This is a genomic window from Pseudomonas rhizoryzae, from assembly GCF_005250615.1.
Taxonomy (GTDB): Bacteria; Pseudomonadota; Gammaproteobacteria; order Pseudomonadales; family Pseudomonadaceae; genus Chryseomonas; species Chryseomonas rhizoryzae.
In genome coordinates, this window is the sequence record NZ_SULM01000010.1 from 159246 (window position 1) to 182528 (window position 23283).

General features: G+C 65.0%; 19 protein-coding genes and 1 pseudogene. 9 read left to right on the plus strand and 11 right to left on the minus strand.

Annotated elements, in window-relative coordinates:
* Window positions 1–66: 66 nt before the first annotated feature.
* Window positions 67–1107, plus strand: coding sequence for a GGDEF domain-containing protein (locus FAZ11_RS17635; RefSeq protein WP_058760055.1), 1041 nt, complete (start codon window positions 67–69; stop codon window positions 1105–1107).
* A 424-nt stretch (window positions 1108–1531) separates the two neighbouring features.
* Entirely contained in the window at window positions 1532–3166 is a 1635-nt protein-coding gene (locus tag FAZ11_RS17640; protein WP_058760056.1) for a glucan biosynthesis protein D, read from the plus strand.
* 127 nt (window positions 3167–3293) lie between these two features.
* Here FAZ11_RS17640 and FAZ11_RS17645 read toward each other — a convergent pair whose 3' ends face one another.
* The 5 genes from FAZ11_RS17645 to FAZ11_RS17665 form a co-directional block, all read right to left on the minus strand.
* A complete protein-coding gene (locus FAZ11_RS17645; RefSeq protein WP_058768726.1) occupies window positions 3294–4028 on the minus strand; it encodes a GGDEF domain-containing protein in 735 nt (244 codons plus the stop codon).
* A complete protein-coding gene (locus FAZ11_RS17650; RefSeq protein WP_058760058.1) occupies window positions 4025–4414 on the minus strand; it encodes a DUF1987 domain-containing protein in 390 nt (129 codons plus the stop codon). Before FAZ11_RS17650 ends, FAZ11_RS17645 begins: the two co-directional genes overlap by 4 nt.
* 18 nt (window positions 4415–4432) lie before the next feature.
* Window positions 4433–4996 carry a SiaB family protein kinase gene (locus FAZ11_RS17655; protein WP_058760059.1) on the minus strand — a complete coding sequence of 188 codons (564 nt, stop codon included), beginning with the start codon at window positions 4994–4996 and terminating at the stop codon, window positions 4433–4435.
* Window positions 4990–6228 (minus strand): SpoIIE family protein phosphatase, encoded by a 1239-nt coding sequence (locus tag FAZ11_RS17660; protein WP_058772590.1) that lies wholly within the window; start codon window positions 6226–6228, stop codon window positions 4990–4992. Before FAZ11_RS17660 ends, FAZ11_RS17655 begins: the two co-directional genes overlap by 7 nt.
* Before the next feature lie 123 nt (window positions 6229–6351).
* Window positions 6352–8496, minus strand: a complete 2145-nt coding sequence (locus FAZ11_RS17665; protein ID WP_058782163.1) for a polysaccharide biosynthesis tyrosine autokinase — start codon at window positions 8494–8496, stop codon at window positions 6352–6354.
* 585 nt (window positions 8497–9081) lie between these two features.
* Between FAZ11_RS17665 and FAZ11_RS17670 the strand changes: the two genes are divergently transcribed.
* From FAZ11_RS17670 to FAZ11_RS17685, 4 genes are all read left to right on the plus strand, one after another.
* Complete coding sequence (locus tag FAZ11_RS17670; protein ID WP_058772588.1) at window positions 9082–10662, plus strand: hypothetical protein; 1581 nt, start codon at window positions 9082–9084, stop codon at window positions 10660–10662.
* A 37-nt stretch (window positions 10663–10699) separates the two neighbouring features.
* A complete protein-coding gene (locus FAZ11_RS17675) occupies window positions 10700–11971 on the plus strand; it encodes a hypothetical protein (protein ID WP_058760063.1) in 1272 nt (423 codons plus the stop codon).
* Window positions 11972–12122: 151 nt separating this feature from the next.
* A complete protein-coding gene (locus FAZ11_RS17680) occupies window positions 12123–13217 on the plus strand; it encodes a DUF1615 domain-containing protein (RefSeq protein ID WP_058772587.1) in 1095 nt (364 codons plus the stop codon).
* Between the two features lie 145 nt (window positions 13218–13362).
* A complete protein-coding gene (locus FAZ11_RS17685; protein WP_058772586.1) occupies window positions 13363–13719 on the plus strand; it encodes a hypothetical protein in 357 nt (118 codons plus the stop codon).
* Between the two features lie 42 nt (window positions 13720–13761).
* Here the strand turns inward: FAZ11_RS17685 and FAZ11_RS17690 are convergent, their stop codons facing one another.
* From FAZ11_RS17690 to FAZ11_RS17700, 3 genes are all read right to left on the minus strand, one after another.
* Window positions 13762–15009: a diguanylate cyclase gene (locus FAZ11_RS17690; protein WP_058772585.1), complete on the minus strand. Its 1248-nt coding sequence runs from the start codon at window positions 15007–15009 to the stop codon at window positions 13762–13764.
* A 132-nt stretch (window positions 15010–15141) separates the two neighbouring features.
* Window positions 15142–16386 carry a sensor domain-containing phosphodiesterase gene (locus tag FAZ11_RS17695; protein WP_058760066.1) on the minus strand — a complete coding sequence of 415 codons (1245 nt, stop codon included), beginning with the start codon at window positions 16384–16386 and terminating at the stop codon, window positions 15142–15144.
* 84 nt (window positions 16387–16470) lie between these two features.
* Window positions 16471–18228, minus strand: a complete 1758-nt coding sequence (locus FAZ11_RS17700) for a putative bifunctional diguanylate cyclase/phosphodiesterase (RefSeq protein WP_058782167.1) — start codon at window positions 18226–18228, stop codon at window positions 16471–16473.
* A gap of 242 nt (window positions 18229–18470) precedes the next feature.
* Between FAZ11_RS17700 and FAZ11_RS17705 the strand changes: the two genes are divergently transcribed.
* The gene (locus tag FAZ11_RS17705) at window positions 18471–19148 is read left to right on the plus strand and encodes a haloacid dehalogenase type II (protein WP_058782168.1); all 678 of its coding nucleotides are present in this window, start codon (window positions 18471–18473) and stop codon (window positions 19146–19148) included.
* A 73-nt stretch (window positions 19149–19221) separates the two neighbouring features.
* Window positions 19222–20526 carry a leucine-rich repeat-containing protein kinase family protein gene (locus FAZ11_RS17710; RefSeq protein WP_058782169.1) on the plus strand — a complete coding sequence of 435 codons (1305 nt, stop codon included), beginning with the start codon at window positions 19222–19224 and terminating at the stop codon, window positions 20524–20526.
* Here FAZ11_RS17710 and FAZ11_RS17715 read toward each other — a convergent pair.
* Window positions 20523–21215 (minus strand): aspartate/glutamate racemase family protein, encoded by a 693-nt coding sequence (locus tag FAZ11_RS17715; RefSeq protein WP_058782170.1) that lies wholly within the window; start codon window positions 21213–21215, stop codon window positions 20523–20525. The two genes, FAZ11_RS17710 and FAZ11_RS17715, sit on opposite strands and share 4 nt — an antisense overlap.
* A 183-nt stretch (window positions 21216–21398) precedes the next feature.
* On the opposite strand from FAZ11_RS17715, the gene FAZ11_RS17720 reads away from it, so the two are divergent.
* The gene (locus tag FAZ11_RS17720; RefSeq protein WP_058782171.1) at window positions 21399–21590 is read left to right on the plus strand and encodes a hypothetical protein; all 192 of its coding nucleotides are present in this window, start codon (window positions 21399–21401) and stop codon (window positions 21588–21590) included.
* Between the two features lie 62 nt (window positions 21591–21652).
* On the opposite strand, the gene FAZ11_RS25715 is transcribed toward FAZ11_RS17720, so the two are convergent.
* A complete protein-coding gene (locus FAZ11_RS25715) occupies window positions 21653–22519 on the minus strand; it encodes a methyl-accepting chemotaxis protein (RefSeq protein WP_479681261.1) in 867 nt (288 codons plus the stop codon).
* A pseudogene (locus FAZ11_RS25720) lies at window positions 22514–23281 on the minus strand (MCP four helix bundle domain-containing protein); the annotation flags it as partial. The gene FAZ11_RS25715 and the pseudogene FAZ11_RS25720, both read right to left, overlap by 6 nt.
* Window positions 23282–23283: the final 2 nt, after the last annotated feature.

The following is a 23283-nucleotide window of genomic DNA, read 5'->3' on the forward strand; positions in this document are numbered from 1 at the left end:
CGTCTCTCGGGGGACTATTGCTTATCGCGCGTGTGAAAATTGCCGATGACAATTCAGGGGCGATTCATGCGCTTATCGTTTTCGAAAGGGCTGCCGGTAGCGCATATCCTGCCCTTACTCCGTAAGACCAATCTCGTCATCAAGGCGCTGGTCATTCTCGGATACCTGCTGTCGGTGACGGTCAAGCCGACGAGCCAGACGGTCATGACCCCCGCCGATCTACTCGCCCTGGGTGGCATGATCGGCGCCCTGGGCTGGGCCTTCCTGGCCCGAAAAGACGGTATCTGGCGTTGCGCCGTCATCCTGTTCTTCATCTGTGAGGCCGTCGCCTTCAGGTTGCAGATCGCGACGCTTGGCACCCACGGGGCGATCTGGTCGCTGCTGATCGCGATCATGTTCAACTACGGCGTCGCCACCCTCATTCCCCGGTTGCTCGACTATCTGCTGATCATCACGCTCTTCTGGGTGCTGCTCTGCCACGGCCAGGTGCAATGGTTCATCGAATCGAGCCAGATGCCGTTGTTCCACATCCTGGTGCTCTGGTGCTTCTGGTCGGGAGCCTTCATCAATTACTCCTTCATGCGCATCCTGTCCGACACCCTGGTGCTCAAGGAGCGTTACCGCATCCAGGCGGAAACCGACGCCCTGACCGGAATCGCCAGTCGGCGCGCCTTGCTCGCGGAGTTGCAAAGTGCCTGCGACCATCCCGGTGACCGGGGAGGCTATTTCGTCATGCTCGACATCGATGATTTCAAGCACATCAACGATGAGTTCGGTCATGACCAGGGCGACGAGGTGCTCAAGTCCATGGCCAACAGCTTCGGCACCTGTTGCGTGCGGGGCCGCTATGGTCGTCTGGGTGGCGAGGAGTTCGGCATCGTCTTCAACGACAGTACCGAGCAGGAAGTGGTGGAGGCGGTGAAAGGCCTTTTCCAGCAGACCCGCCTGGCCGATAAGCCGTTTTCCTTCAGCGCCGGCCTCGCTCGCCTGTGCCCGACCCTCACGCCGTCGGGCATCCTGCAACAGGCCGATCGGCAACTCTACCAGGCCAAGCGGGCCGGCAAGGGGCGGCTGTTCGCCGACGATGCCCTGCTCTACGAGGCGTGACGCTCTGACGATACCCGCATGACAGTGCGTGGGGGAGGGCGAGCGACCCTCAGCCAGACACAGGCTTCAAACGCCTGAGGGGAGCGTTCCAAGGCCGGTGAGGTCTAGCGAAACTGCATCCGAGTTCCGCATCATGTCGTCATCGCCAGCGTGCAAGATGGGAAACACGAGGGCTACATCGCGTCGCGACTGGAAATGACCGGTTGTCGGGGCCGCCCCGCGCTGGCCGACCCCGTCGCTCTGCGCTTCTGTGCGGAAGTGTGAACCGGAAAGCTTTGGTAACCCTCCTGACAGGCCAGAGCGTGCGCTGGGCTGCAGTTCACCGGTGCGATGGCGAAGCTATCCGGGTATCGTGCATTCTTTTTCCTTATCTGGCGGTTCGGCTGGGCCGAATCTCTCATCCTTAGTAAACCAAGGTTGATCCATGCAGCGTAGACACCTGCTCAAAGCGTCCCTGGCCCTGGCGGCCTACACCGGCATTCCCACCACCGGGCTGTTCGCCCTCCAGGCCTTTGCCAATCCGGCCGACGGCGAAGGCCAGGCCTTCGATTTCGACTGGCTCAAGCAGCACGCCAAGGAACTGGCCGGCCAAACCTACCAGCCGACCGCCCAGAAGCTGCCGGACACCCTGGCGAACATGACGCCCCAGCAGTTCAACGCCATCGGCTACGACAGCCAGCACTCGCTCTGGCACGACCTAAAAGGCCAACTGGACATCCAGTTCTTCCACGTCGGCATGGGCTTCAAGACGCCGGTACGCATGTACTCGGTCGATCCCAAGACCCACCAGGCCAAGGAAGTGCACTTCCGCCCCGAGTTGTTCACCTACAACAACAGCGGGGTCGACCAGAGCCAGCTCAAGGGCGACCTGGGCTTCGCCGGTTTCAAGCTGTTCAAGGCGCCGCACCTGTCCCAGTACGACATCGTCTCCTTCCTCGGTGCCAGCTACTTCCGCGCGGTGGACAAGACCCGCCAGTACGGCCTCTCGGCCCGCGGCCTGGCCATCAACACCTATGCCGATCTGCCCGAGGAATTCCCCGACTTCACCAAGTTCTGGTTCGTCACTCCGCCAAAGAACAGCACCCGCTTCGTGGTCTATGCGCTCTTGGATTCGCCCAGCGCCACCGGGGCCTATCGCTTCGACATCGATTGCCTGAACGACCGGGTGGTGATGGAGGTGGACGCCAACGTCAATGCCCGCCGCGACGTCAAGCAAATGGGCATCGCGCCCATGACCAGCATGTTCGACTGCGGCACCTACGAGCGCCAGACCTGTGCTACCTATCATCCGCAGGTCCACGACTCCGATCGTCTGTCCATGTGGAAGGGTAACGGCGAGTGGATCTGCCGCCCGCTGAACAATCCGCCCAAGCTGCAATTCAACGCCTTCGAGGACGAAAGTCCGAAAGGCTTCGGCCTGGTCCAGACCGACCATGAGTTCGCCAGCTATCAGGACGTCATGGTGCGCTACGACCGTCGCCCAAGCCTGTGGGTCGAGCCCACCACCGCCTGGGGCAAGGGCGCCATCCAACTGCTGGAGATCCCCACCACCGGCGAGACCCTGGATAACATCGTGGCGTTCTGGGCTCCGGCGGAACCCATCACCGCCGGCAAGTCGTTGCACTTCGGCTACAAGCTGTACTGGAGCGCCCTGCCGCCGGTGAGCACCCCGCTGGCGCGGGTCTATGCCACCCGTACCGGCATCGGCGGCTTTCCCGAAGGCTGGGCGCCGGGCGAGCATTGGCCCAAGGTCTGGGCGCGGCGCTTCGCCCTGGACTTCAACGGTGGTGGCCTGTCGTTCCTGCCCGAGGGCACCGGCATCGAGCCGGTGGTGACCGTCTCCAGCGGCAAGGTGCAGGATTTCCACGTGCTCAAGATCGACGAGATCGGCGGTTACCGGGTGTTGTTCGACTGGTATCCCACCAGCGACAGCACCGAGCCGGTGGCGATGCGTGCCTTCATCCGTACCCATGACCGTCCGCTGAGCGAGACCTGGCTATATCAGTACTTCCCGCCCGCGGCCGATCAGCGCCGCTATCCGGATTGGAAGAAGTCCTGACGGAGTGCTGGAGTCGGGGCCGCGGCATCCTTGACGGGTGTCGCGGCCCTTTTTCTTTGGGCGCCCGAGAACGCGGTATGGCGTGCTGGCGAGCGGCAGGAGTAGGGCTGAAGCTGGCTCGATAGGTTCAGTCGGCCAGCACGACCTGGTTACGTCCGCCGCGCTTGGCCCGGTAGAGGGCGGCGTCGGCCGCGCCATAGGCGACCGCGAAGTCGGTACCCGGTGCGTTGATGCTCAGACCGAAGCTGGCGGTTACCGGTGCCGGCCCCGTCGCGTCCAGGGCGATGCGCTGACGCAGGCGTTCGGCGATGGCCAGGGCCGCAGCGGGATTGCGTGTCGGTAGCAGTACGGTGAATTCCTCGCCGCCCACCCGGCCGACGATGGCCGGTTCCTTGACGATCTCCTGCAGACAGCGGGCAATGGTCTGGATGACGGTGTCGCCGGCCGGATGACCGAACTCATCGTTGATGCGTTTGAAGTGATCGATATCCAGCACGATCATGGCACCGCCGTCCTGGTGCAGGGCTTTGCCGGCATAGTCGATGACCGCCCCGCGATTGAGCACCCCGGTGAGCGCATCGTGGGTCGCCCGGTATTCCAGCTGCTGGGTAAGCGCCTGCAACTGCTGGTTGAGCGCATTCATCTCGCGTTCGGCGCGGTCGCTGCGGGTGATCAGCCGCCGCGTCTCGCGCATCAGGCGCTCGAAGTGCAGCGTCAGCTCGCCGAGTGCTTTCCGGTAGGCATCGGGCTCGGCATCTCCCGCGGCATGTAACGAGCGGGCCGCCTGCAGCGCCAGAGCTTCCTGCTCGAACAGATCGGGGCCCGGAGCCGTCGGGTTGAAGCACCTGGCGCTGGCGGTCATGCCGGCAGCTCAGGGTGCTCGAAGAACTTCAGCGCCTGGAAGTCCAGGCGCAGCTCTTCACCGAACTCCTGGATGGTCTCGTCTTCCGCATCGAAGTACCAATGCAGTTCGACGACATTACCGGCCTGGGCTGCCTGGTCGAGGGCATCGAACAGGGTGAACAGCATCTTGGTGCTGGAGCTGTTGAAGTAGGCCAGCGCCACATTGACCACGATGGTGGCGCCTTGGCGTTGCCCGAGATAGGCACGCAATTGCTCGATCACCGGCAGGTAGAAGGCGGCGGCGTTTTCCGGAAAGGATTCTCCCTTGAGCCAGAGCACATCATCGGCGAAGCGAAAATCCACTTCGGGAGATGTGGGTGTGGGAGCGATGAACATGTTGTCCATACGGGGATAGGGCCCTGGTCAGATGGTGGCTTTCAGGCAGAACAGCGTGGTGCCCGAATGCTGCGTGGAAGGATGGAAGGCAAATTCCAGCGGAGCGCTGGCATCTCGGGCCATGGTCAGGAAGCCCAGCCCGGCGCCCTTGCTGTCGGCAGGCGTCTCGGCGCGCAAGGATTCGCGATAGGCCTGCTTGATCTGGTCGAGCGACATGCTGCACAGCGGTTCGAGGCGCTCGCGCAGGGCGGCGACCTTGTGGCTGGCGATGGGATTGGCGCAGAGCATCTGGTAGTTGCCGTCCTGGCGAGTGATACAGACCGAACCCTGGCCCAGCTTGGCGTCCTCGGGCGGCTCCGTAGGCAGGGCATCCGCGGAATAGTGCAGGACGTTCTGTGACAATTCGATGAAGGAGGAGAACAGCTTGCGCCGGGTGGCCCCGCTGACCCCCTCGAATTCCAGTTGCAGCTTCACCACCTCGGCCATGGCGGCGACGATGCCATGGGAGAAGTAGCCATGGTGATAGAAGATGACGTGTTGCTGCTGGGCGATTTCGAGAAAGGCCCCATCCTGCATGGAAGGATTCAGCATGTCAGCGAGCCCACCTTGATGCAGAAGAAGGTCAGGTCGTCACGGCGCAGTTCGGCCTGTTGCCAAGTGGCGAGGTCTGCGCTGAGTTGCTGGCAGAGCTCCGCGGTGGGCAGATGCCGCGATTCGGCCAGGCGGGTCAGGACGCGCCGCTTGCCGAAGGAGGTCCGGCGCGGGCCGCCGATCTGATCGACCAGGCCATCGGTGGTGGCGAACAGCAGGCTACCCGGTTGCAGGGACAGGGTAGTGGCCGGCCAGCACTGGTCGGTGGGGCTGTCGGCGTAGCCGAGGCCGATGCGTAGCGGCGCCAGGGTCACGGCCGTGGCTTCGTTCGGGGGGAGCACGTAGAGCGCCATACGGGCGCCGGCATAGGTCAGCGTATGTTCGCGGCGATCTACCCAGAAGCAGGCGATGTCCAGCCCGTCATTGGACTCGGAGAGATCGCCGGATTGCCCAAGCATGGCCTTGACGCTCAGGTTGACCGCCGCCAGCAGGGCGGAGGGATCGCGTGGCCCCTGCTGTTGCAGGGCCTGGGTCAGGGACGAGGAGGCGATCATGGTCATGAAGGCGCCGGGTACGCCATGGCCGGTGCAATCGGCGATAGCGCCGAACCAGCCGTCCTCGTATTGAGCGAAGTGATAGAAGTCACCGCCGACCACGTCGCGCGGTTGCCAGACCAGGGTGGCGTCCTGCTCCATCACCGCCAGCGCCTCGCGCGAGCTGCGCAGCATGGCGCGCTGGATGACGCTGGCGTACTCGATGCTGTGCATGATCTGGCGATTCTTCTCGGCTTGCAGGTCCGAGACGATGCGCATCAGGTGCACGCCCAGGCCGAGGCCGACGAAGCGCCCCTCACGGGTGACGATGAAGCCGTCGGCCAGGGCCTTTTCGCCCACCTCGACGGTCCGCCGGGTCAGTTCCTCGATGGACAGGCTGGCGTCCACCACCAGGGGTTCCTTGTCCATGAAGGCGATGCAACTCTTGCGATCGTAGACTTCCCGGTGATACGGCTTGCTCATCTGCGAGAGAAAGATGTCCCGGTTGATGAGACCGATCGGCCGTTCGTTCTCGATCACCGCGAGACTGGTGATCTCGCGTCGCTCGTTGAACAGGTCCATGACCAGGGCATTGGTGTGCTCGGCCTCGACCGCCGGCCACTGGGTACAGAGATCGAGGGCGCAACGTTGGCTGGGGGGAGCGACGACGCGCGAGATGTGCAGGGGAGCGGACGACATCAGTACGAATCCGTTCGGGAGGTCAGGTCACTCTAGGGACTCTGTGTTGAGCTTTCATGACAGGCGCTGGCACGACGCCAGCACGGGACGGCCTGTGCTGGCGTCAGCGGCGGATGCGATGGCTCAGCCGGTCAATACCCCCAGCGTGCCGCGAGTGAAGGGCGCCGGCGGGACACCGTTGAGCACCGCCCCCTGCAGGACGACGCCGCTGTGGGCGAACTGGCGCTGGGTGGCCTCGATCTCCTTGGCGGTAGTGCAGCCGTGGCGGGAGACCAGCAGGCAGGTTCCGGCCTGGGCGGCGAGCAGCACCGCATCGGTCACCGCCAGCACCGGTGGGGTATCGAGGATGATCAATTGGTAGTCATGCTGCAGCTGGCGTAGCAGCTCGGTGCAGCGTGGACTCATCAACAGCTCGGCCGGATTGGGCGGCCGGGTACCGCCCACCAGGCAGTCGAGGCCGGGTACGGCGGTAGCCTGGATCGCCTGTTCGGGGCTGGCCAGGCCCGCCAGCACATCGGCCAGTCCCGGCCGCCGGGCCACCTGCAGGCGCCGATGCAACCGTCCGCGGCGCAGGTCGGCATCCACCAGCAGCACCCGCGTTCCACCTTCCGCCATGACCCGGGCCAACTGCACCGCCACCGACGACTTGCCCGCGGCCGGGCTGGCGCTGGTGATCAGCAGCAGGTCGTTGCGCGCCGCGGTGCGGGTGAAGGCCAGGCTGGTCCTCAGAATCCGTAGCGCCTCCTGGTAGGCGGGATCGGCGGGCGCCTGCAGCGGGCCGCTCACCGCATGGCGCGGGGCGAGCGGCAGTTGCGCCAGCAGCGGCAGGCCCAGCCGTTCGAAGGCGTCGCCCGCCTCGATGCCATGCTCCAGGCTGGCGCGCAGATAGACCCAGGCACCACCGGCCAGGCAGCCGAAGAGCAGGGCGCTGAGCACCAGCAGGGGTTTCTTGGGATAGACCGGGGCGATCTGGGCGTAGGCCGTATCGATGATGCGCACGTCGCTCACCGTGCCCGCGCGGACCACCGCGAGTTCCTGGATGCGCTTGCTGATCAGCGCATAGACCTTGTCCGCCGCTTCCACCTCGCGTTGCAGGCGCAGCACCTCCTGTTGCGTCTCGGGCAGCGCGCCGAGGCGCCGTTGCAGGGCCTGGCGCTCCTGGGTCAGCACCTGCCGGCGCGCCAGCAGGGTCTGGTAGAGCGTGTGGGTAGTGGTGAAGCGTAGCGCCAGGGCCAGGCGTTCCATCTCCAGGGCCGAGAGCTGGCCGTCGAGGTCCACCGCCTGGCGCAGCAGGCTGCGCGCCTCTTCGCCAATGGCCACGGAGCCCTGGTGCCGCTGATAGGCGTCGAGCGCCTGGCGGCCCGCGGCCAGGCGCTGACTCACCCGGGGCAGTTCCTGGCGCAGGAAGGCCAGTTGCTGGGTGGCTTCGTCGGCATTGCGCACCACATCCTGGCGTACGTAGGCCTCGGTGAGGCCGCGCAGGATCCGCTGGGCCCGCAGCGGGTCCGGGTCCTGCAACTGGATCGACAGGATGCCCGAGCGCTTGCCGCGCTCGCTGACGTTGAGCCGCTCCTGCAAGGCCTGGATGGCCACTTCGCGACGCCGCTTGACCAAGATGAACTCGGTGCCCGGATAGGCGCGCAACTGGGCGATGTCCAGACTCAGGGCGCCTGCACGGGCCGGCTGGCCCAGGCGCCCCTCCAGCAGTCGCGTGCCCCGGGCGTCAGACAGCACGAAGCGATCCGGCGCCTCGGCCTTGAGCGTGAGCGGCTGACCGTAGAGGGCGTCGGGCACCGTCAGCGTGGTGATCGCCAGGCGCTCGCCACCCCAGCCGTATTGGGTGAGGCCGAAGCGTGCGGGCGCGATGTCGCCATGGCGCCCTTCATAGCGCCGCGCCAGCCAGTCGCCCAGCACCGGTAGGCGGCGCGGCGTGATGGTCAGGTCGAGGCCCTGGGCATCCACCACCTCGCCCACCACCCGCCGCGAGGTCAACAACTGCATCTCGGTGATGGCTTCCGGTGGCGGCAAGGGGCGACCGTTGTCGGCGTCGTCCAGACGTACGATACCGCGCTGGTACTCGATCTGGATGGTCGCCACCGCCTGGTAGCGGGGCGCGGCGAACTGGGCGTAGGCCACCCCCAGCAGCGTGCAGAGCGCCACCCAGGCGAGCAGGCTGCGGCGGTGGCGCCAGAGGGCGGCGCAATAGCGGGCGAAGCCGATATCCACCGCCGGTTGGCCGGTGGGTAGAGCCTGATGCGACATGTCCATGCAGAGTCTGGGCCTTTTGGGCAGTTACGGTGAGGACAGCCGTCGCGGCCGACGTGCGCCCAAGGGCGGCAACGGTCGGCGAACCGGGTCAGGAACGGCGCACCAGGCAGGGCACAACAGGTAACGCCAGGCGCTGGATCGGGAATCCAGGCCCTATCGGCTGGGTGCTGCTTCGACTCTAAGCGAAAGCAAAAGCCAAAAATGTGACTGCCCGTGCAGAACGCGACAGATGCCGGCTTGGCAGCTTCAAGGTGCTAAGGCAGTCTGATTCGCGACCTGTCGTGCCCTCTGACGACAGACGACTATCAGTGTCTGAGGTCGGGTCCTTGTCTCTTCGTCCGCAGGCAGTGCTTACGGACGTCTGTCCACCTTCGCTTCAAACGCCGTCGCTGCAGGGTAACGGTGTGCTCTTGACGGCTTCTTGAATGTAGTCAGCGGTTGAAGCCCGGTTAACCCGCCAGCAGGCCTGAGTGCCCGCCGTGCGGTTTTGCACCGGTTGTACCAGGCCCGCGGTTGGCGGAGCCCTGGTTCTTCACTGCCCTGGATGGCGTTCTCGACTGCATGGCTGTCAGGAGACAGGCGAACATGAGCGTGATATCCGGCGTTACCCATTCCGGGGTCCAGGTCAGACGGTGGCCTTTCTGGCTGGGCGGTCTGGCGGTGGCCCTGCTGTTATTGATCGCGCTGCTCTGGCGCCTGCCGGACTTCCGCGACGGCATCGGCGCCCAGAGTCTCGAAGCCAGCTATCACGTGCTGCTCAGCCTCAATGCCCTGGACGAATCCGGCGTGGCCCGGCATTGGTGGCTGCCCACCATCACCCTTGGCGGCAGCCATGACCAGCAGGTGTCCTGGGGAGCTACCATCCCCACCCACAGTGGCGCCTACGTCTACACCAGCTTCACCAGCTACGGCTTTCTCGCCCCCTATCTGGGGCTCAAGGCGGCTGGCCTAGCTCCCTCGCTGCATAACCTGGCGCTGTTCAATGCCGCCCTCGGTGCCCTGACGGCCCTGCTGCTGTTCCGCCTGCTGTATCTGGTGCTGCGCAGCAACGGCGCCCGCCGCGGCCTGGCAGCCACCACCGCGACCCTGGCCTGCCTGATCGCGGTGTTCAGCCGGGAGGCGCTGCTCTCCCAGGGTGTGCTCTATTGGGTGCAGAGTTTCTACCAGGTGCTGCTGCTGGCCTGCCTACTGACCTTCTTCCACTATCTGGAAACGCCCGACGCCCGCCAGCGTACCCGGCTCGGCTGGCGGCTGGCCGGTCTGGTCTGCTTCGGCGCCCTGACCGAGTGGACCGGCTACGTCTTTGGCGGCGGCCTGGCCGCGTTGTTCTGGCTGCAGCGCCAGCGGCTACCGGAAGGTCGGCGGATGGCCTGGCGCCTGGCCTTCGCCTCGGCCCTGGCCGGGCTGCTGGTGCTGGTGCACTACAGCCTGGCGGCAGGCCTGTTGCCGACGCTCAAGGCCTTCGCCCGGCGTTTTCTCGCCCGCAGTCCGAACAATGCCCATTTGAGCGACTTCTTCGCTGGCTATGGCCTGTCGTTCGGGCTGTTCCTCGCTGCCGTGGCGGTCGCGGGTGGGGTGCTGCTGTGGCGGCGCCGCGCCCTGCACTGGCCGCGCAGCACCGCGCTGCTGCTGGTGGCCGCCAGTGTGCCGCTGCTGGAAAACCTCCTGCTGCTGCAACACGCCACCCAGTTTTCCTTCGACCGCCTCAAGTTCATCTTTCCCGCCGCGCTGTTGCTCGGCCTGGCCTTCATCACCCTGAGGACGACCGGCCGCGCCATCCTCGCCGTGCTCCTGGTGGTGGCCGCGCTGCAGAATGCCCACACCTATAGAAGCGATCTCGCCAGCTATGCCGGCTGGACCGCCATCGACCGGCAGAACCAGGCGCTGGCCGGTTTGGTACGCAATCAGGTGGATATGGGCTGCACCCTCATCTCTACCGACATGACGGTGCGCGGCTACGCCAATCTGCTGTTCCACCGCAGCATCCACGAATTGCAGCGCCAGCCGCTGGACTATCGCCGCGAGCCGGGTGCCTGCGGCGGGCTCTATCTGGAAGGCCGGGATTTCCGCGTCGACCTGCCCGAATACACCCGCGCCCGCCTGACCCTGGCGGACGGCCGCCAGCTGACCTACGCCAAGGTGGATGGCGACTGGCGCCGGCAATGAACCTTCCATCCATGACCAGGCCACGAGGAGACCGGTGATGCCGGGTACGCTGATCAATCGACTGAGTTTTCTGGCCCTGGGCGGCCTGATGGTCCTGCAGTTCGGCGTCTTCGAACAGAGCCCGACCAATCCGGTGGGCATCCGCTACGTCGGCGAGTTGTACCTGGCGATCTGCCTGGGTTTCTTCGCACTGTTCACTTTGAGCACCTGGCAGCGGCCGCAGCGGGACTATCGCCTGCTGATGGCCTTCTGCCTGTTCTCGTCGGCGGTGTTCGTCGGCCTGCCGGCGCTGTTCGCCCAGCTGTTCTGGGGGCAACCACTGATCTACGGCATCATCGAAGAGCGGCGGGTGCTCTACTGCTTCAGCGCCTTCCTGGTGCTCTACCTGGCCAAGCGCCTCACCGCCGCCCAGTTCGAGAATCTGATCATCCTGGTCGGCCTGCTCTCGGCGCTGCTGTGCTGGCTGTCCTACTTCAAGATGCTGCCCGATCTGCGCGAAGAGGTGAAGGACCTGAGCCGTCCCGGGCGGGCCTCCACCGGGGCGGTGGCCATCTTCTTCGGCTATTTCATCTGCATCTACTTCGCCGGTCGAGGCCGGTCCTTCATCGATGGCCAACTGCGCTCCAAGCTGCGCCATGGCGTGCTGGCGCTGTTCTTTCTCGCCACCATCGTGGTGGTGCTGCAAACCCGCCAGCTGATCGTGGTCTGCATGGTGTTCACCATCCTCGCCTTGCGCGCTCGGCTGATCGGGCCGGCGCTGTTCGGCGCCATCGTCATCTCGCCGCTGATCCTCTATCCGCACCTGCTGGAGACCCTCGGCTTCAACCTGGACTTCTATGCGCGCTCGGTGCAGGAAGGGCCTACCGACAACGTGCGAGAGAACACCATCTCGCAGATCATCAACCACCTGCAGCTGTACAACGGCATGCCCAGCGGCAGCCTCAGCCTGATGTGGAACGATGGCTTCAAGCCGATCTTCGGCGACTATTTCTTCCTTTCCGACGTCGGCATCTTCGGCACCGTATTCCGGTTCGGCTACCTGTCCATCCTGGTGATTCCCATCGGGCTCGCCGTCCACTACCTGGTGGCCCGCAAGCTGTGCCGGGACCTGGAATTCACCCTGGCGGTGTTCCTCGCCTTCATGGTCATCTGGCCGCTGCAGGGCCTGTTCGAATACCAGGGTACCGCCGCCTTGCTCTTCGTCATGCAGGCGCTCAAGACCTACCACGGCGCCCCCCAATACGGCGTGGTGACCATGCAGGAACGACCGGGAGCCCTGGCGCCGGGGCGGCAACCTCTGGCGGTCTAACGCCCCAGAGGCCGACGGCCAGCGCATAAGAACGCCGGGTGAGGACGACCCGGCGGTCGTTTGGCTCGCAATGTGGTCAAAGCGGCCAATGCATCCGCTCGGAGTCGCCGTGTCGTCCACCCTCGTAATCTTTCCTTCACCGCCTTCGTCCATGGCGCGGCTGCGCGCCTGGGCCGGCATCCTCGGCGGCCTGCTGCTGGTTGGCTGCAGCCTGACGCCCACGGCCCCAGGCCCGAGTCGTTCACCCGCCGAGGTCCGCACCGAACTGCTGCGTCTGCTGCCGACCAGTGTGGCGGATCGCCAGGGCTGGGCGAGCGATATCCAGACCGCCTTCAGTGCCCAGCAGCTCGACCCCTCCACGGAGAACCTCTGCGCCGTGCTGGCCGTGGCGGAGCAGGAGTCCACCTACCGGGTCGACCCGCCGGTGCCGGGCCTGGGGCGCATTGCCCGTGAGGAGATTGACCGCCGCGCGGCCCGCGCCTATGTGCCTCAGCTGCTGGTGCGCACGGCGCTGAATCTCAGGTCGCCCACCGGCAAGACCTATGCCGAACGCCTGGACAGTGCGCGAACGGAGCGCGAGCTGAGTCTGATCTTCGAGGACTTCATCGCCATGGTGCCCCTCGGCGGCCAGTTGTTCGGTCGCTTCAACCCGGTACGCACCGGTGGTCCCATGCAGGTGAGCATCGATTTCGCCGAGGAACACGCGCGCGGCTATCCCTACGAACGCAGCGGTTCCATCCGCCATGAGGTGTTCAGTCGACGCGGCGGTCTCTATTTCGGGACGATGCACCTGCTCGGCTATCCCGTGGACTATCCCTCACCGCTGTATCGCTTCGCCGATTTCAACGCCGGCTGGTACGCCAGCCGCAACGCCGCCTTCCAGAGCGCGGTGAGTCGGGCGTCCGGGGTCAAGCTGGCGCTGGACGGCGATCTGGTGGTGCCGGGCTCGCGGGCCCTGGGCGAGACCGAGCGCGCGGTGAATCGCCTGGCCCCGGCGCTGGGCCTGAGCGACATCGCCATCCGCCATGACCTGGAAGCGGGCAACACCGCAGAATTCGCTGAGACCGATCTCTATGCCAAGGTCTACGCCCTCGCCGAACGCAAGGCCGGCCGCACGCTGCCCCGCGCGGTACTGCCGGGCATCACCCTGGAGAGTCCGAAGATCACGCGCAACCTGACCACCGCCTGGTTCGCCCAGCGGGTCGAAGAGCGGTGGCAGCGTTGCCTGGGACGCGCCCGCCGCTGAGCGGGCCGGCAAGAGCGGAGCGGTGTCGCCTGGGAGATGAAGGTCGGTGGCAGGTATGGCAATTGGCCAGACTATTCGCCTACCATGGCACATTGATAGCGGCCTTGCGCCGCGCGGTTCTGGTGTAGTCCCCCTTGAGGTCCAGATGACCGATACCCCGCCTGGTTCCCGGTTGACGCTGATCGTCGATCAGCCTACCCCTGCAGCAAGTCTCCGCCTGCCGCCCCGCGAGCAGGCCAAGGCCCTGCGGCTGCTGCGTACCCTCGGTCTCGAAGCCGATACGCCGCCCGAGTTGGTGCTGGCCTGGCTGGAGCGACGTCAGGGCGGTTGCTCGCTGCCCGAGGCGGCGCGGCAGCTTGGCTTGGGCAATTGGCTGGGGGTCACCACCAGCCTGGCTGACCTGAGCCAAAATCTGGCGCGTTTCGAGGCAGCCTATGCCTTGGACAGCGTGCTCGCTTCCCTGGCTACCCTGACTCAGCAAGTGCCACCTGAATCCCGCTGACCCTGGCCGGTGCTGGGCGTCAGGTGCCAAGGCAGAGGGCGCCTAGCCCGCCTCGAGATTCACGCAGGTACGGCCACGGCCCTGCTGCTTGGCCTGATAGAGCCGCCGATCGGCCTCGTGGAGAAAGCCTTCCAGATTGCTGGCGATTCCGGCGAAGACGCCCGCACTGAACGACAGCGGCGGCGCGCCAGGCGCATAGTGCTGCGATTGGCAATAGCGTCGGAGCAGGTCCAGGGCCTGCTGCAACTGCTCCGGCGGCATACGGCTGACCACGGCGAATTCCTCGCCGCCCAGGCGACCGGTCAGGTCCTGGGGCAGGGTGCGTGCCAGCGCCTGGGCGAATATCAACAGGGCGCTGTCACCACTGGCATGGCCGTGCTCGTCGTTGATGCGTTTGAAGTGATCCAGGTCGAGCATGGCCACGCTCAGCGATCGCCCTTCGCACTGGGCCAGCCGGAACCACTCCAGGGCCTGCTCCTGGAAGGAACGGCGATTGCGCAGACCGGTCAGGGAGTCGTACTGGGCGGCATGGGTCAGCGCACGCAGCAGATCGCGCCGCTCCAAGGTGGACACCACCCGGCAGTTGAGCTCTTCCGGGCAGAAGGGCTTGCGCAGAAAGTCGTCGGCGCCCTGCTTGATGAATTTGGCGCTCAAGGAGCCCTTTTCGTCGGCGGACAGGCCAATGATGCAGAGGTCGTGGCGCCCCAGTTTCTGGCGCAACGTCTGGACCAGTTCGAAGCCGCTCAGCCCCGGCATGCTGTGGTCCACCACCAGCAAGTCGATATCCGGCTGCTCCTGCAGCAGGCGCAAGGCCTCATGGCCATCGTGGGCATCCAGCAACTGGTAGCGGTGCGGCCGGAGAACGTGGCGGATGTAGTTGCGGGTAGCGGTCGAGTCCTCGGCGATGAGGATCTTCACCTTCGCATTGTCTTCCAGGCGGCGCAGCAGGCGGAAGGCGAATTCGTAGGAGTACTGGCTTTCCTTGAGTACGTAGTCGACCACACCCTTGGTCAACAGGTCGTCACGCCGGCGTTCGTCGTAGGAGCCACTGAGCACGATGCAGGGCAGGCGATAGCGCAGCACCAGATCGACGCTCTCGCCATTGGGCCCATCGGGCAGATTGAGATCCACCAGAGCGGCGAAGAACAACTCGGCTGAGGTCTCCAGCATCACCTCGGCATCGGCCAGGGTGGCGCAGAACACCGGCTCGAAATCGCGCTGCTGACGAAAGAGATGCTCCAGGATCTTGAGGACCATGGGGCTATCTTCGATGACCAGAATTGAACGCACCGGCTGCTCCTGCAGAAACGATGATCGGCCGACGAAGGGTCCGGCACTGACTGGAAGCTCAGACTTTTTATGGCTATCGGCAGACCAGTCAGCAACTTGAAACGTCGCTGAACTCGTTCGGCTCGATCAAAGTCAAGGCTCTTCGAGCTGCTGGTAGAGCGGCAGCTGCAGTGCCTCGACGCGGGGCAACGGGCAGGAGAGTAGGTTGCCCTGTACCTTGTCGACATTCAAGGCCTTGAGCGCTCGCAACTCGGCAAAGGTCTCCACGCCCTCCGCGATGACCTCCTTGTGAGTCTCCTGGGCGAAGGCAATGATCGCCGAGGCCAGGGCGCGGCGATCGGCATCGTGGTCGATGTCGCGGACCAGGCTCATGTCCAGCTTGATCATGTCCGGGCGTAGCTTGAGGATATGCCTCAGGCTCGAATAACCGGCACCGGCGTCGTCGATGGCCAGCCGGACGCCTTGTGCCCGGAGTGGCCGCAGCTGGGCATGGAGAGCGTCGTAGTCCTCCACCTCGGCGTGCTCGGTGATCTCCAGCACCAGCCGCCCCGGGGCACTGCCCGCCAACAGTGCCGGCAACCGACCGCCGAGAATGGTCTGCGGTGAGCAATTCATGGTGAGGTAGGTGGCGTCCGGCAGGCTGTGCAATCCTTGCAGGGCATAGCGCATGGCGTTCTCTTCGAGTTCGTCGCCCAGGCCGATGGCGCTGGCTTCGGAAAACCACAGATCGGGGCTGCGTTGCGGCGGGCAATGGAAGCGCGACAGCGATTCCCAGCCGGCGATGCGCAAGTCCGCGAGATGATAGATCGGCTGATAGACGATACTGGGCTGGTGGGCGGCCACCGCGCCGCGGATGCGTTGGCGCATCTCCACTTGGCCGCGGCGACTGGACAGGTCCAGGCTGAGCCGGTCTGCCACCAGTTCGGCGAAGGTGCGCACCAGTTCCAGATCGCGCGGACTCAAGGTCGGATCGGGCTGGTACCTGAAGCAGCAGAACGTCCCATACAACTCGCCGTCGCTGAGTCTGACCGGCACGCTCAGATGTGCCCCGATGGGTACGCTGCGGGTCTCCGGGATCAGGCGCGTGGCACCCACGGCGCGGGTATCGGGAATCAACTCGGGCAGGTGGCCGGTCACTACCTGCTGACAATAGCCTTGGCTGAGGGGGATGACGTCGCCGGCCTTGAGGGGCGCCTTGGGCTCGGCGTCCACGTGGCGAAAGACGCGATCCTGCTGGCGAAATTCGGCGAGAAAGGCCACGTCCATGTCCAGGTGGGTGCGCAGGGCATGCAGCACCTTGTCGATATAGCCCTTGCTGCTCAGGTCACTGGTATCCAGGCCGACCACATCCAACAACTCGGTACTCGATTCCCTCATGTCCTCACTCCAGGGAAACTGCGACCTGAATCAGTGTAGAGGCTGAAGTGATTTTGTCAGTCAAATGACGTCAAGCGAGTTGGGCTAGCGTCGAGCGTCGTACCAGGCCTCGAAGGCTGGCAGGGCCATCGGTCGAGCCAGCAGATACCCCTGAACCTCTTCGCAGCCGGCCTCCTGTAAGAAGGCCAGTACCTCTTCCGTCTCGATCCCTTCGGCGACGCTGCGATAGCCCAGTTTGGCGACCAGGGCGAGCAACGCCCTGACCACCTCTTGCTTGCGCGAGTCGATGGGCAGGTCATGGATCAACGAGCGGTCCAGTTTCACGCTGGTAACGGGCAGTTCGTACAGATAGGCGAAGTTGCTGTAGCCACTGCCGAAGTCGTCGATGGCGATCTCCACACCCAGCGTGCGCAGGGCATGCAGCTGGGCGATGGCTACCGGGTTGCGACGCAGCCATTCGCCTTCGGTGATTTCCACCTCCAGGCGCTGCGGGTCCACGGCGTGGTGCTGGCAGGTGGAACTCAGCAGGTCGACCAGGTTGCCTTCTTCGAAGTCCCGTGGCGAGAGATTGAGCGACAGCCGTCCGTGATAGCGCTCCCCCCAGCATGCGAGCTGGGCGATGGCGGTGCGGATCACCCAGCGTGTCACGGTATGGATCAGCGCGGTCTTCTCGATCGCCGGGATGAAGTCGCCCGGCGCGATCGGGCCCAGCTCTGGATGATTCCAGCGCAGCAAGGCTTCGGCGCTGAGCAGGGTGCGCCCGGGCAGGGCGCAGCGTGGTTGGAACGCCAAGCTGAAATCGCCGCGTTCGAGGGCTTCGGGGATCTGCCGCATCAGTTGGAAGATCCGCTGGAATGCCTCGTCCTGGAAACGTTCGTGGAGGCTCCAACGCTGGCCGTCGGCAGTGGCCTGATCGACCGCCACCATGCCCTTACGCAAGAGATCGCGGACGTCGTCCGTTCTCAGCATGAAGGGCACCACGCCGGCCTTGACCGGTGGATCTATGGGTACCCGGTCGGCCTGGACCGGTACTCGCAATTGCGCGATCAGCGTATCGAGCAGCGGTGAGTAGGCGCAGTCGCCCGGCAGTAGGAAGGCAAATCTCTTGGTGTCCACGTGGTAGACCTTGGCCTGCTCACCCAGTGCATCGCACAGGCGCAGGGCCAGGGAGCGCAGAAAGGCTTCGAAGGGCCACATGCCCTGTGCCAGGATCAACTGTTCCTTCCAGTTGGCTTCCAAGGGGTCGACCAGCACCAGCAGGCGTCGCTCGCCCGGATAGAGTTCGGCCAATTGCGCAACATCGGCCTGGAACTGCTGCCGATTGGGCAGGCCGCTGACCGGGTCGCGGCGGCGCAGGTGCTGGCGCAGGGCGATGAGACGCATCACCTGCACGGCGAAGTCGTCCAGTCGCTTGCGTTCCACGGCGTTCAGCTCGCGCGGCCGGTTGTCGAGGATGCATAGACTGCCGATGGCGTAGCCGCCTTCGGTGATCAGGGCCGAACCGGCATAGAAGCGGATGTGCGGTGGCCGCACCACCAGGGGGTTGTGGCTGAAGCGGACATCGCAGCGCGCGTCACTGATCTCCATCCGGCCATCGGCTTCCTGGATGGTATGGGCGCAGAAGGCATCTTCCAGCGGCATCTGCGCAAGGTCGAAGCCGACCCGAGACTTGAACCACTGGCGATCGCGATCCACCAGGCTGATCAGGGCGGTGGGCACGTCAAAGCTGCTGGCCACCAGTTCGCAGAGATGATCGAAGTCTTCTGCGGGCGCGGAGTCGAGCAACTCCAGCGCATGCAGTGCATTGAGGCGGTCGTCTTGATGCTGCAGTGAATCGGCCATCGGACTATCTCGCGGTGGGCGCTACGCCCAGGCGGAGCAAGTACATCTCAAGGTGCTCTGGCTGGCTAACCGGATATAGTCGCGAGCGAGAGGTAGGGTTACTGAGCATATCGCGCGATGATGGTAATACTTTAATAAGGCGTTTCCCTGCAGGTCGTTCGCTCGGTTGCCGGAGTAGAGTCGATGACTGCACCTCTGGTAATCGCCCAGGTCGAACCTGCTTCTTCTCCATGGTTGCCATCATGACCGTCACCTGCCTGTTCGACATCAACGAAACCATACTGGATATGTCCGCCCTGGATGGGCTGTTCACCGAACTGTTCGGCGATCCACACAGCCGCGTGCTGTGGTTCGCCCAGACCCTGCAGAACGCCATGACCGCCGAACTCTGCGGCCGCCACGCGCCCTTCGCGACCCAGGGCCAGGCGGCTCTGGACATGCTCGGCGAGCGACTTGGGCGGCCGGTCGGGGCCGCTGACAAACAGCGGGTGGCAGATGCGCTCAAGTGTTTGCCGGCCCATCCCGACGTGCGCCCCGCGCTCGATTTCGCCCGCGAGCACGGCGTACGCTGCATCGCCTTTTCCAACAATGCCCGGAGCGCTACCCAGGCGCAACTCGCGGCTGCCGGATTGGCCGATGGCTTTGCCGCCATCCTTTCCGCCGAAGACGCCGCAGCCCTCAAGCCCGCCACCGTCACCTACCGTCAGGCGGCAGCCACCCTCGGTCAGCCCGCCGACACCCTGTGGCTGATCGCCGTGCATGCCTGGGACATCGCCGGTGCCCAGGCGGCAGGACTCAAGGGCGCCCTGGTGCGGCGGACCGCCGAACAAGTGGCCAACCCCTTGGCGCCGCCCCTGGTCACGGGGCGCGATCTGCCAGAGGCAATGGCGCTCATTCTGGCGCATGAAGGCCGCCGCTAGCGAGCAGCCGTGCTAACGTCCGCGCCAGCGCCGGGGTGGTCCCGGTTTTCCAAGACAGTGAGAGTCGTCCCCCATGACGGATACCCTAGCCCGGCTGCGCGCCGGCGAACTGGCCGGGGCCACGCGCCTGACCCTGCGCGCCGACCTGACCGAGTTTCCCGAAGAGATCTACGCCCTGGCCGACAGCCTCGAGATCCTGGACCTCTCCGATAACCAACTGACCCGCCTGCCCGCCGACCTGGGACGGCTGCACCGGCTGCGCATCCTGTTCTGTTCGGGCAATCCCTTCAGCGAATTGCCCGAGGTACTGGGGACCCTGCCGAATCTTGAGATGATCGGCTTCAAGGCCTGCCAGCTGCAGCGGGTCAGCGCTGCGGCGCTACCCCCCAGATTGCGCTGGCTGATTCTCACCGATAACCAGATCCAGGCCTTGCCGGAAGCGCTCGGCGAAAGGCCGGCGCTACAGAAGCTGATGCTGGCCGGCAACCGCCTCGAGGCCTTGCCCGCGTCCATGGCCAGCCTGCACCAGCTGGAGTTGCTGCGGCTGTCGGCGAATCGGTTCACGGCGCTGCCGTCAGCCATTCTCGACCTGCCGCGTCTGACCTGGCTGGCCTATGGCGACAATCCGCTGGGCGCCGCCCGCGAGCAGGCGGTCCGCACCCAGGCGGCGCGTCAGCAGCGCATCGCCTGGCGCGACCTGGTTCTCGGCGAACGGCTGGGGGAGGGGGCCTCCGGTATCATCCATCAGGCGCTCTGGCAATCGCCCAGTGGCCCGCGCGAGGTCGCCGTCAAGCTGTTCAAGGGCAGCATGACCAGCGACGGCACTCCGGAAAGCGAAAGCGCCGCCAGCCTCAGCGCCGGTGCCCACCCCTGGCTGATCGGTGCCCTCGGCGATTTGGCCGAGCATCCCGAGCAGCGCAGCGGTCTGGTGCTGGAGCTGGTGGAGCCGGCCTTCGGCAACCTGGCCGGCCCGCCCAGCTTCACCACCTGCAGCCGCGACGTCTATCCAGAGGACACCCGCTTCACCGCCGCTGCCGTGCGGGACATGGCCGGCGGCATGGCCAGCGCCCTGGCGCACCTCCACGCCCATGGACTGGTGCATGGCGACTTCTATGCCCACAACATCCTCTGGGATGGTGGCGCCCGCTGCCTGCTCGGCGACTTCGGTGGCGCCTCGCTGTTACCCGAGGATGCCCGCCAGGCCGCACGGTTGCAGCGCTTCGAGAGTCGCGCCTTCGGCATCCTGCTGGCAGAGTGGCTGGCGCGTTGCAGCGAGCCGGTCGATCCGGCGCTGATGGCCTTGGCTGAAGAGTGCCAGCAAAGCGCCCTGGACAAGCGACCGTTGCTCGCTGAGGTGGAGCGGCGCCTGAAGGACTAAGCCAGGGCCCAATCCACCGCGGCCAGGGCATGCAGGTGGGTGGTGTCGAACAGCGGCACCGCGCTGTCGCTCTGGTCCACCAACAACATGATCTCGGTGCAGCCGAGCACTATGCCCTCGGCGCCCCGGGCGACCAGTTCGGCGATGATCGCGCGATAGGCATCGCGCGAGGCCGGATGGATCTCGCCACGCACCAGCTCCTCGTAAATGACGCTATGTACGGTCTGGCGCTGCGCCGGCTCGGGCACCAGCACCTCCAGGTCGAAGCCTTGTGCCAGCCGCTCGCGATAGAACGCCTGCTCCATGGTGAAGGCCGTCCCCAGCAGGCCGATGGTCTTGAGCCCCTGGGCGCGGATCGCCGCACCCGTGGGGTCGGCGATGTGCAGCAAGGGCAAGGGCGTGGCCGCCTCTATCTCCGCCGCCAGGCAGTGCATGGTGTTGGTGCAGAGCACCAGTGCCGCGGCGCCCCCGGCGGCCAACTGTTGCGCATGGCGCTGCAGACGCTGCCCCAGCGTTGCCCAATCACCGGCATGCTGCAGAGCGGCGATCTCGGCGAAATCCACCGACAGCAGCAGGCAGGCCGCCGAATGACTGCCCCCCAGCCGGCGACGGACTTCTTCGTTGAGGATGCGATAGTAGTGAGCCGAACTCTCCCAGCTCATGCCGCCCAACAGGCCCAGGGTACGCATAGGTCTTCTCGCTTTGATCAAAAAAGCATCTTGCCAGGCGGGTGGTACGACCAGTGAGAGGCAGTGACCGCCGGATCGGGCGGTACAGTCGGGGTGGCGCTCAGGTCCGGGCGGCCAGGTGGCAGCCGCGTTGACCTCCGCTATGCTTGCAAAAGGCCACTCCCGGCCTTGGAGGTGATCGTTATGCTGAAAGCGCTGTTCACCGCGGTAGCCCTGACCGTCTTCGTGTCTGCCAGTGTCCAGGCGGCGCCCTGTCGGGATGCCCAGGGCAAGTTCGTCAAATGCGAGGCGACCAAGACCAAGGCCGCGCAGTGCAAGGACGCCAAGGGTAAGTTCGCCAAGTGCGGCACGCCCGGAGCCAAGCCGGTCAACTAGAGGAAGCGTTCGCTGCCCGAAGGTCATGCACGGGTATGATCTTCGGGCGTTCTGGTCGTGTTTCAGGCCACCTTGAAGCGGCCGACCATTTGATTCATCCGTACAGCCAATTGCGATAGTTCACTGCTGGCCGTGGCGGTCTGGCTGGCGCCTGCGGCGCTCTGCACCGACAGGTCGCGGATGGTCACCAGCGCCCGGTCGACTTCCCGGGCGACATGGGCCTGCTCTTCGGCAGCCGTAGCGATCAGGGTGGTGCGCTCGGAGATGCCGGTCACGGCGGTGGTGATGAGCGTCAATGACTGCTCCGAATCCCGCGCCAGGGTCAGGGTGCGCTGAGCGAGGCCGGCAGTGGCGTTCATGGTGTTGACCGCCTCGCTACTACCACGCTGGACCTGACTGATGACGGATTCGATCTCCTGCGTCGACTGCTGGGTCCGTTGCGCCAAGGCGCGAACCTCGTCGGCGACCACGGCGAAACCACGACCGGCATCGCCTGCACGAGCGGCTTCGATGGCGGCATTGAGGGCCAGCAAGTTGGTCTGCTCGGCCACTCCGCGGATCACTTCCAGCACCGTGGTGATGTTGCCGACATCATGAGCCAGTTGCTGGATGCGGCTGCTGCTGTCAGTGACGTTGCCATTGAGCGCTTCGATGGCATGGACGGTCTGTTCGACACTGGCTCTGCCCTGGCGCGAGGCGGTATCGGAGTTGCGTGCTTCGCTCGAGGTGCTTTCGGCGTTGCGAGCGACTTCTTCCACCGCGGCAGTCATCTGGTTGACGGCGGTAGCGGCCTGCTCGATTTCCTGGTTCTGCTGATTCAGACCACGATTGGCGTCTTCGGTCACCGCGTGCATCTCGCTGGCCGCCGCCGCCAGCTGGATCGCGGAATCGCTGATCTGCTGCAGGGTCTGCACCAGATTGCTGCGCATCCGCTCGAAACTCAGGCTGAGCTGATGGATCTCATCGCGACCGTCATCCTGCCATGCCTGCATCAGGTCGCCGTTGGCGATACTTTCGGCCACCATCATGCTGCGGCGGACCGGCACGACCAGGCTCAGGGTGAAGCGCCAGGCGATCAGCAGGGTCATCGCCAGAGCCAGAACCATGCTGGCGATGACGTAGGTGAGGCTCTGTTCATACAGGCTGGTGGCCTCGTGACCGACCTGGGTGGCTTGCCCACGGTTGGCCTTGATCAAGTCCTGGACTTTGGTCAGTAGCGGTTCGCTGAGCGGTCGGAAGCTCTGAGTCACCGCCGCCTGGGCGGCCTGCATGCCATTGCTCTCCGACTGACGCAGGACCTCATCCAAGGCCGTGTGCCAGGGGCCGACGAGCTGGAGAAGCTCTTGATAGGCCTGGCGTTCATGTTCACCACTTATCAGTGGTTGGTAATCCTGCACCCCTTGGGAAAAGGCCTCGCGTTCCTGCTTGAGCCGCGCCTGGGTGGTACGTAGCAGCTCGGCATCGTTGGTGGAGATGAATCTCAGGGTTTCCAAGCGGATGCGCATGATGCTGGATTCGAGATAGGCGGCCTGTATAACGCTGGGCAGGGTGTTCTTTTCGACGCGCTGTTCGCTGTCACGCAGTTTGCCAATCTGCAATAGGCTGAAGCTGCCGAGGACGACCAGTAGTACGGCGAAGCTGGTGAAACAAAGTAATGCTCGCGTCCCGATTTTAAGATTACGTAGCGACATCT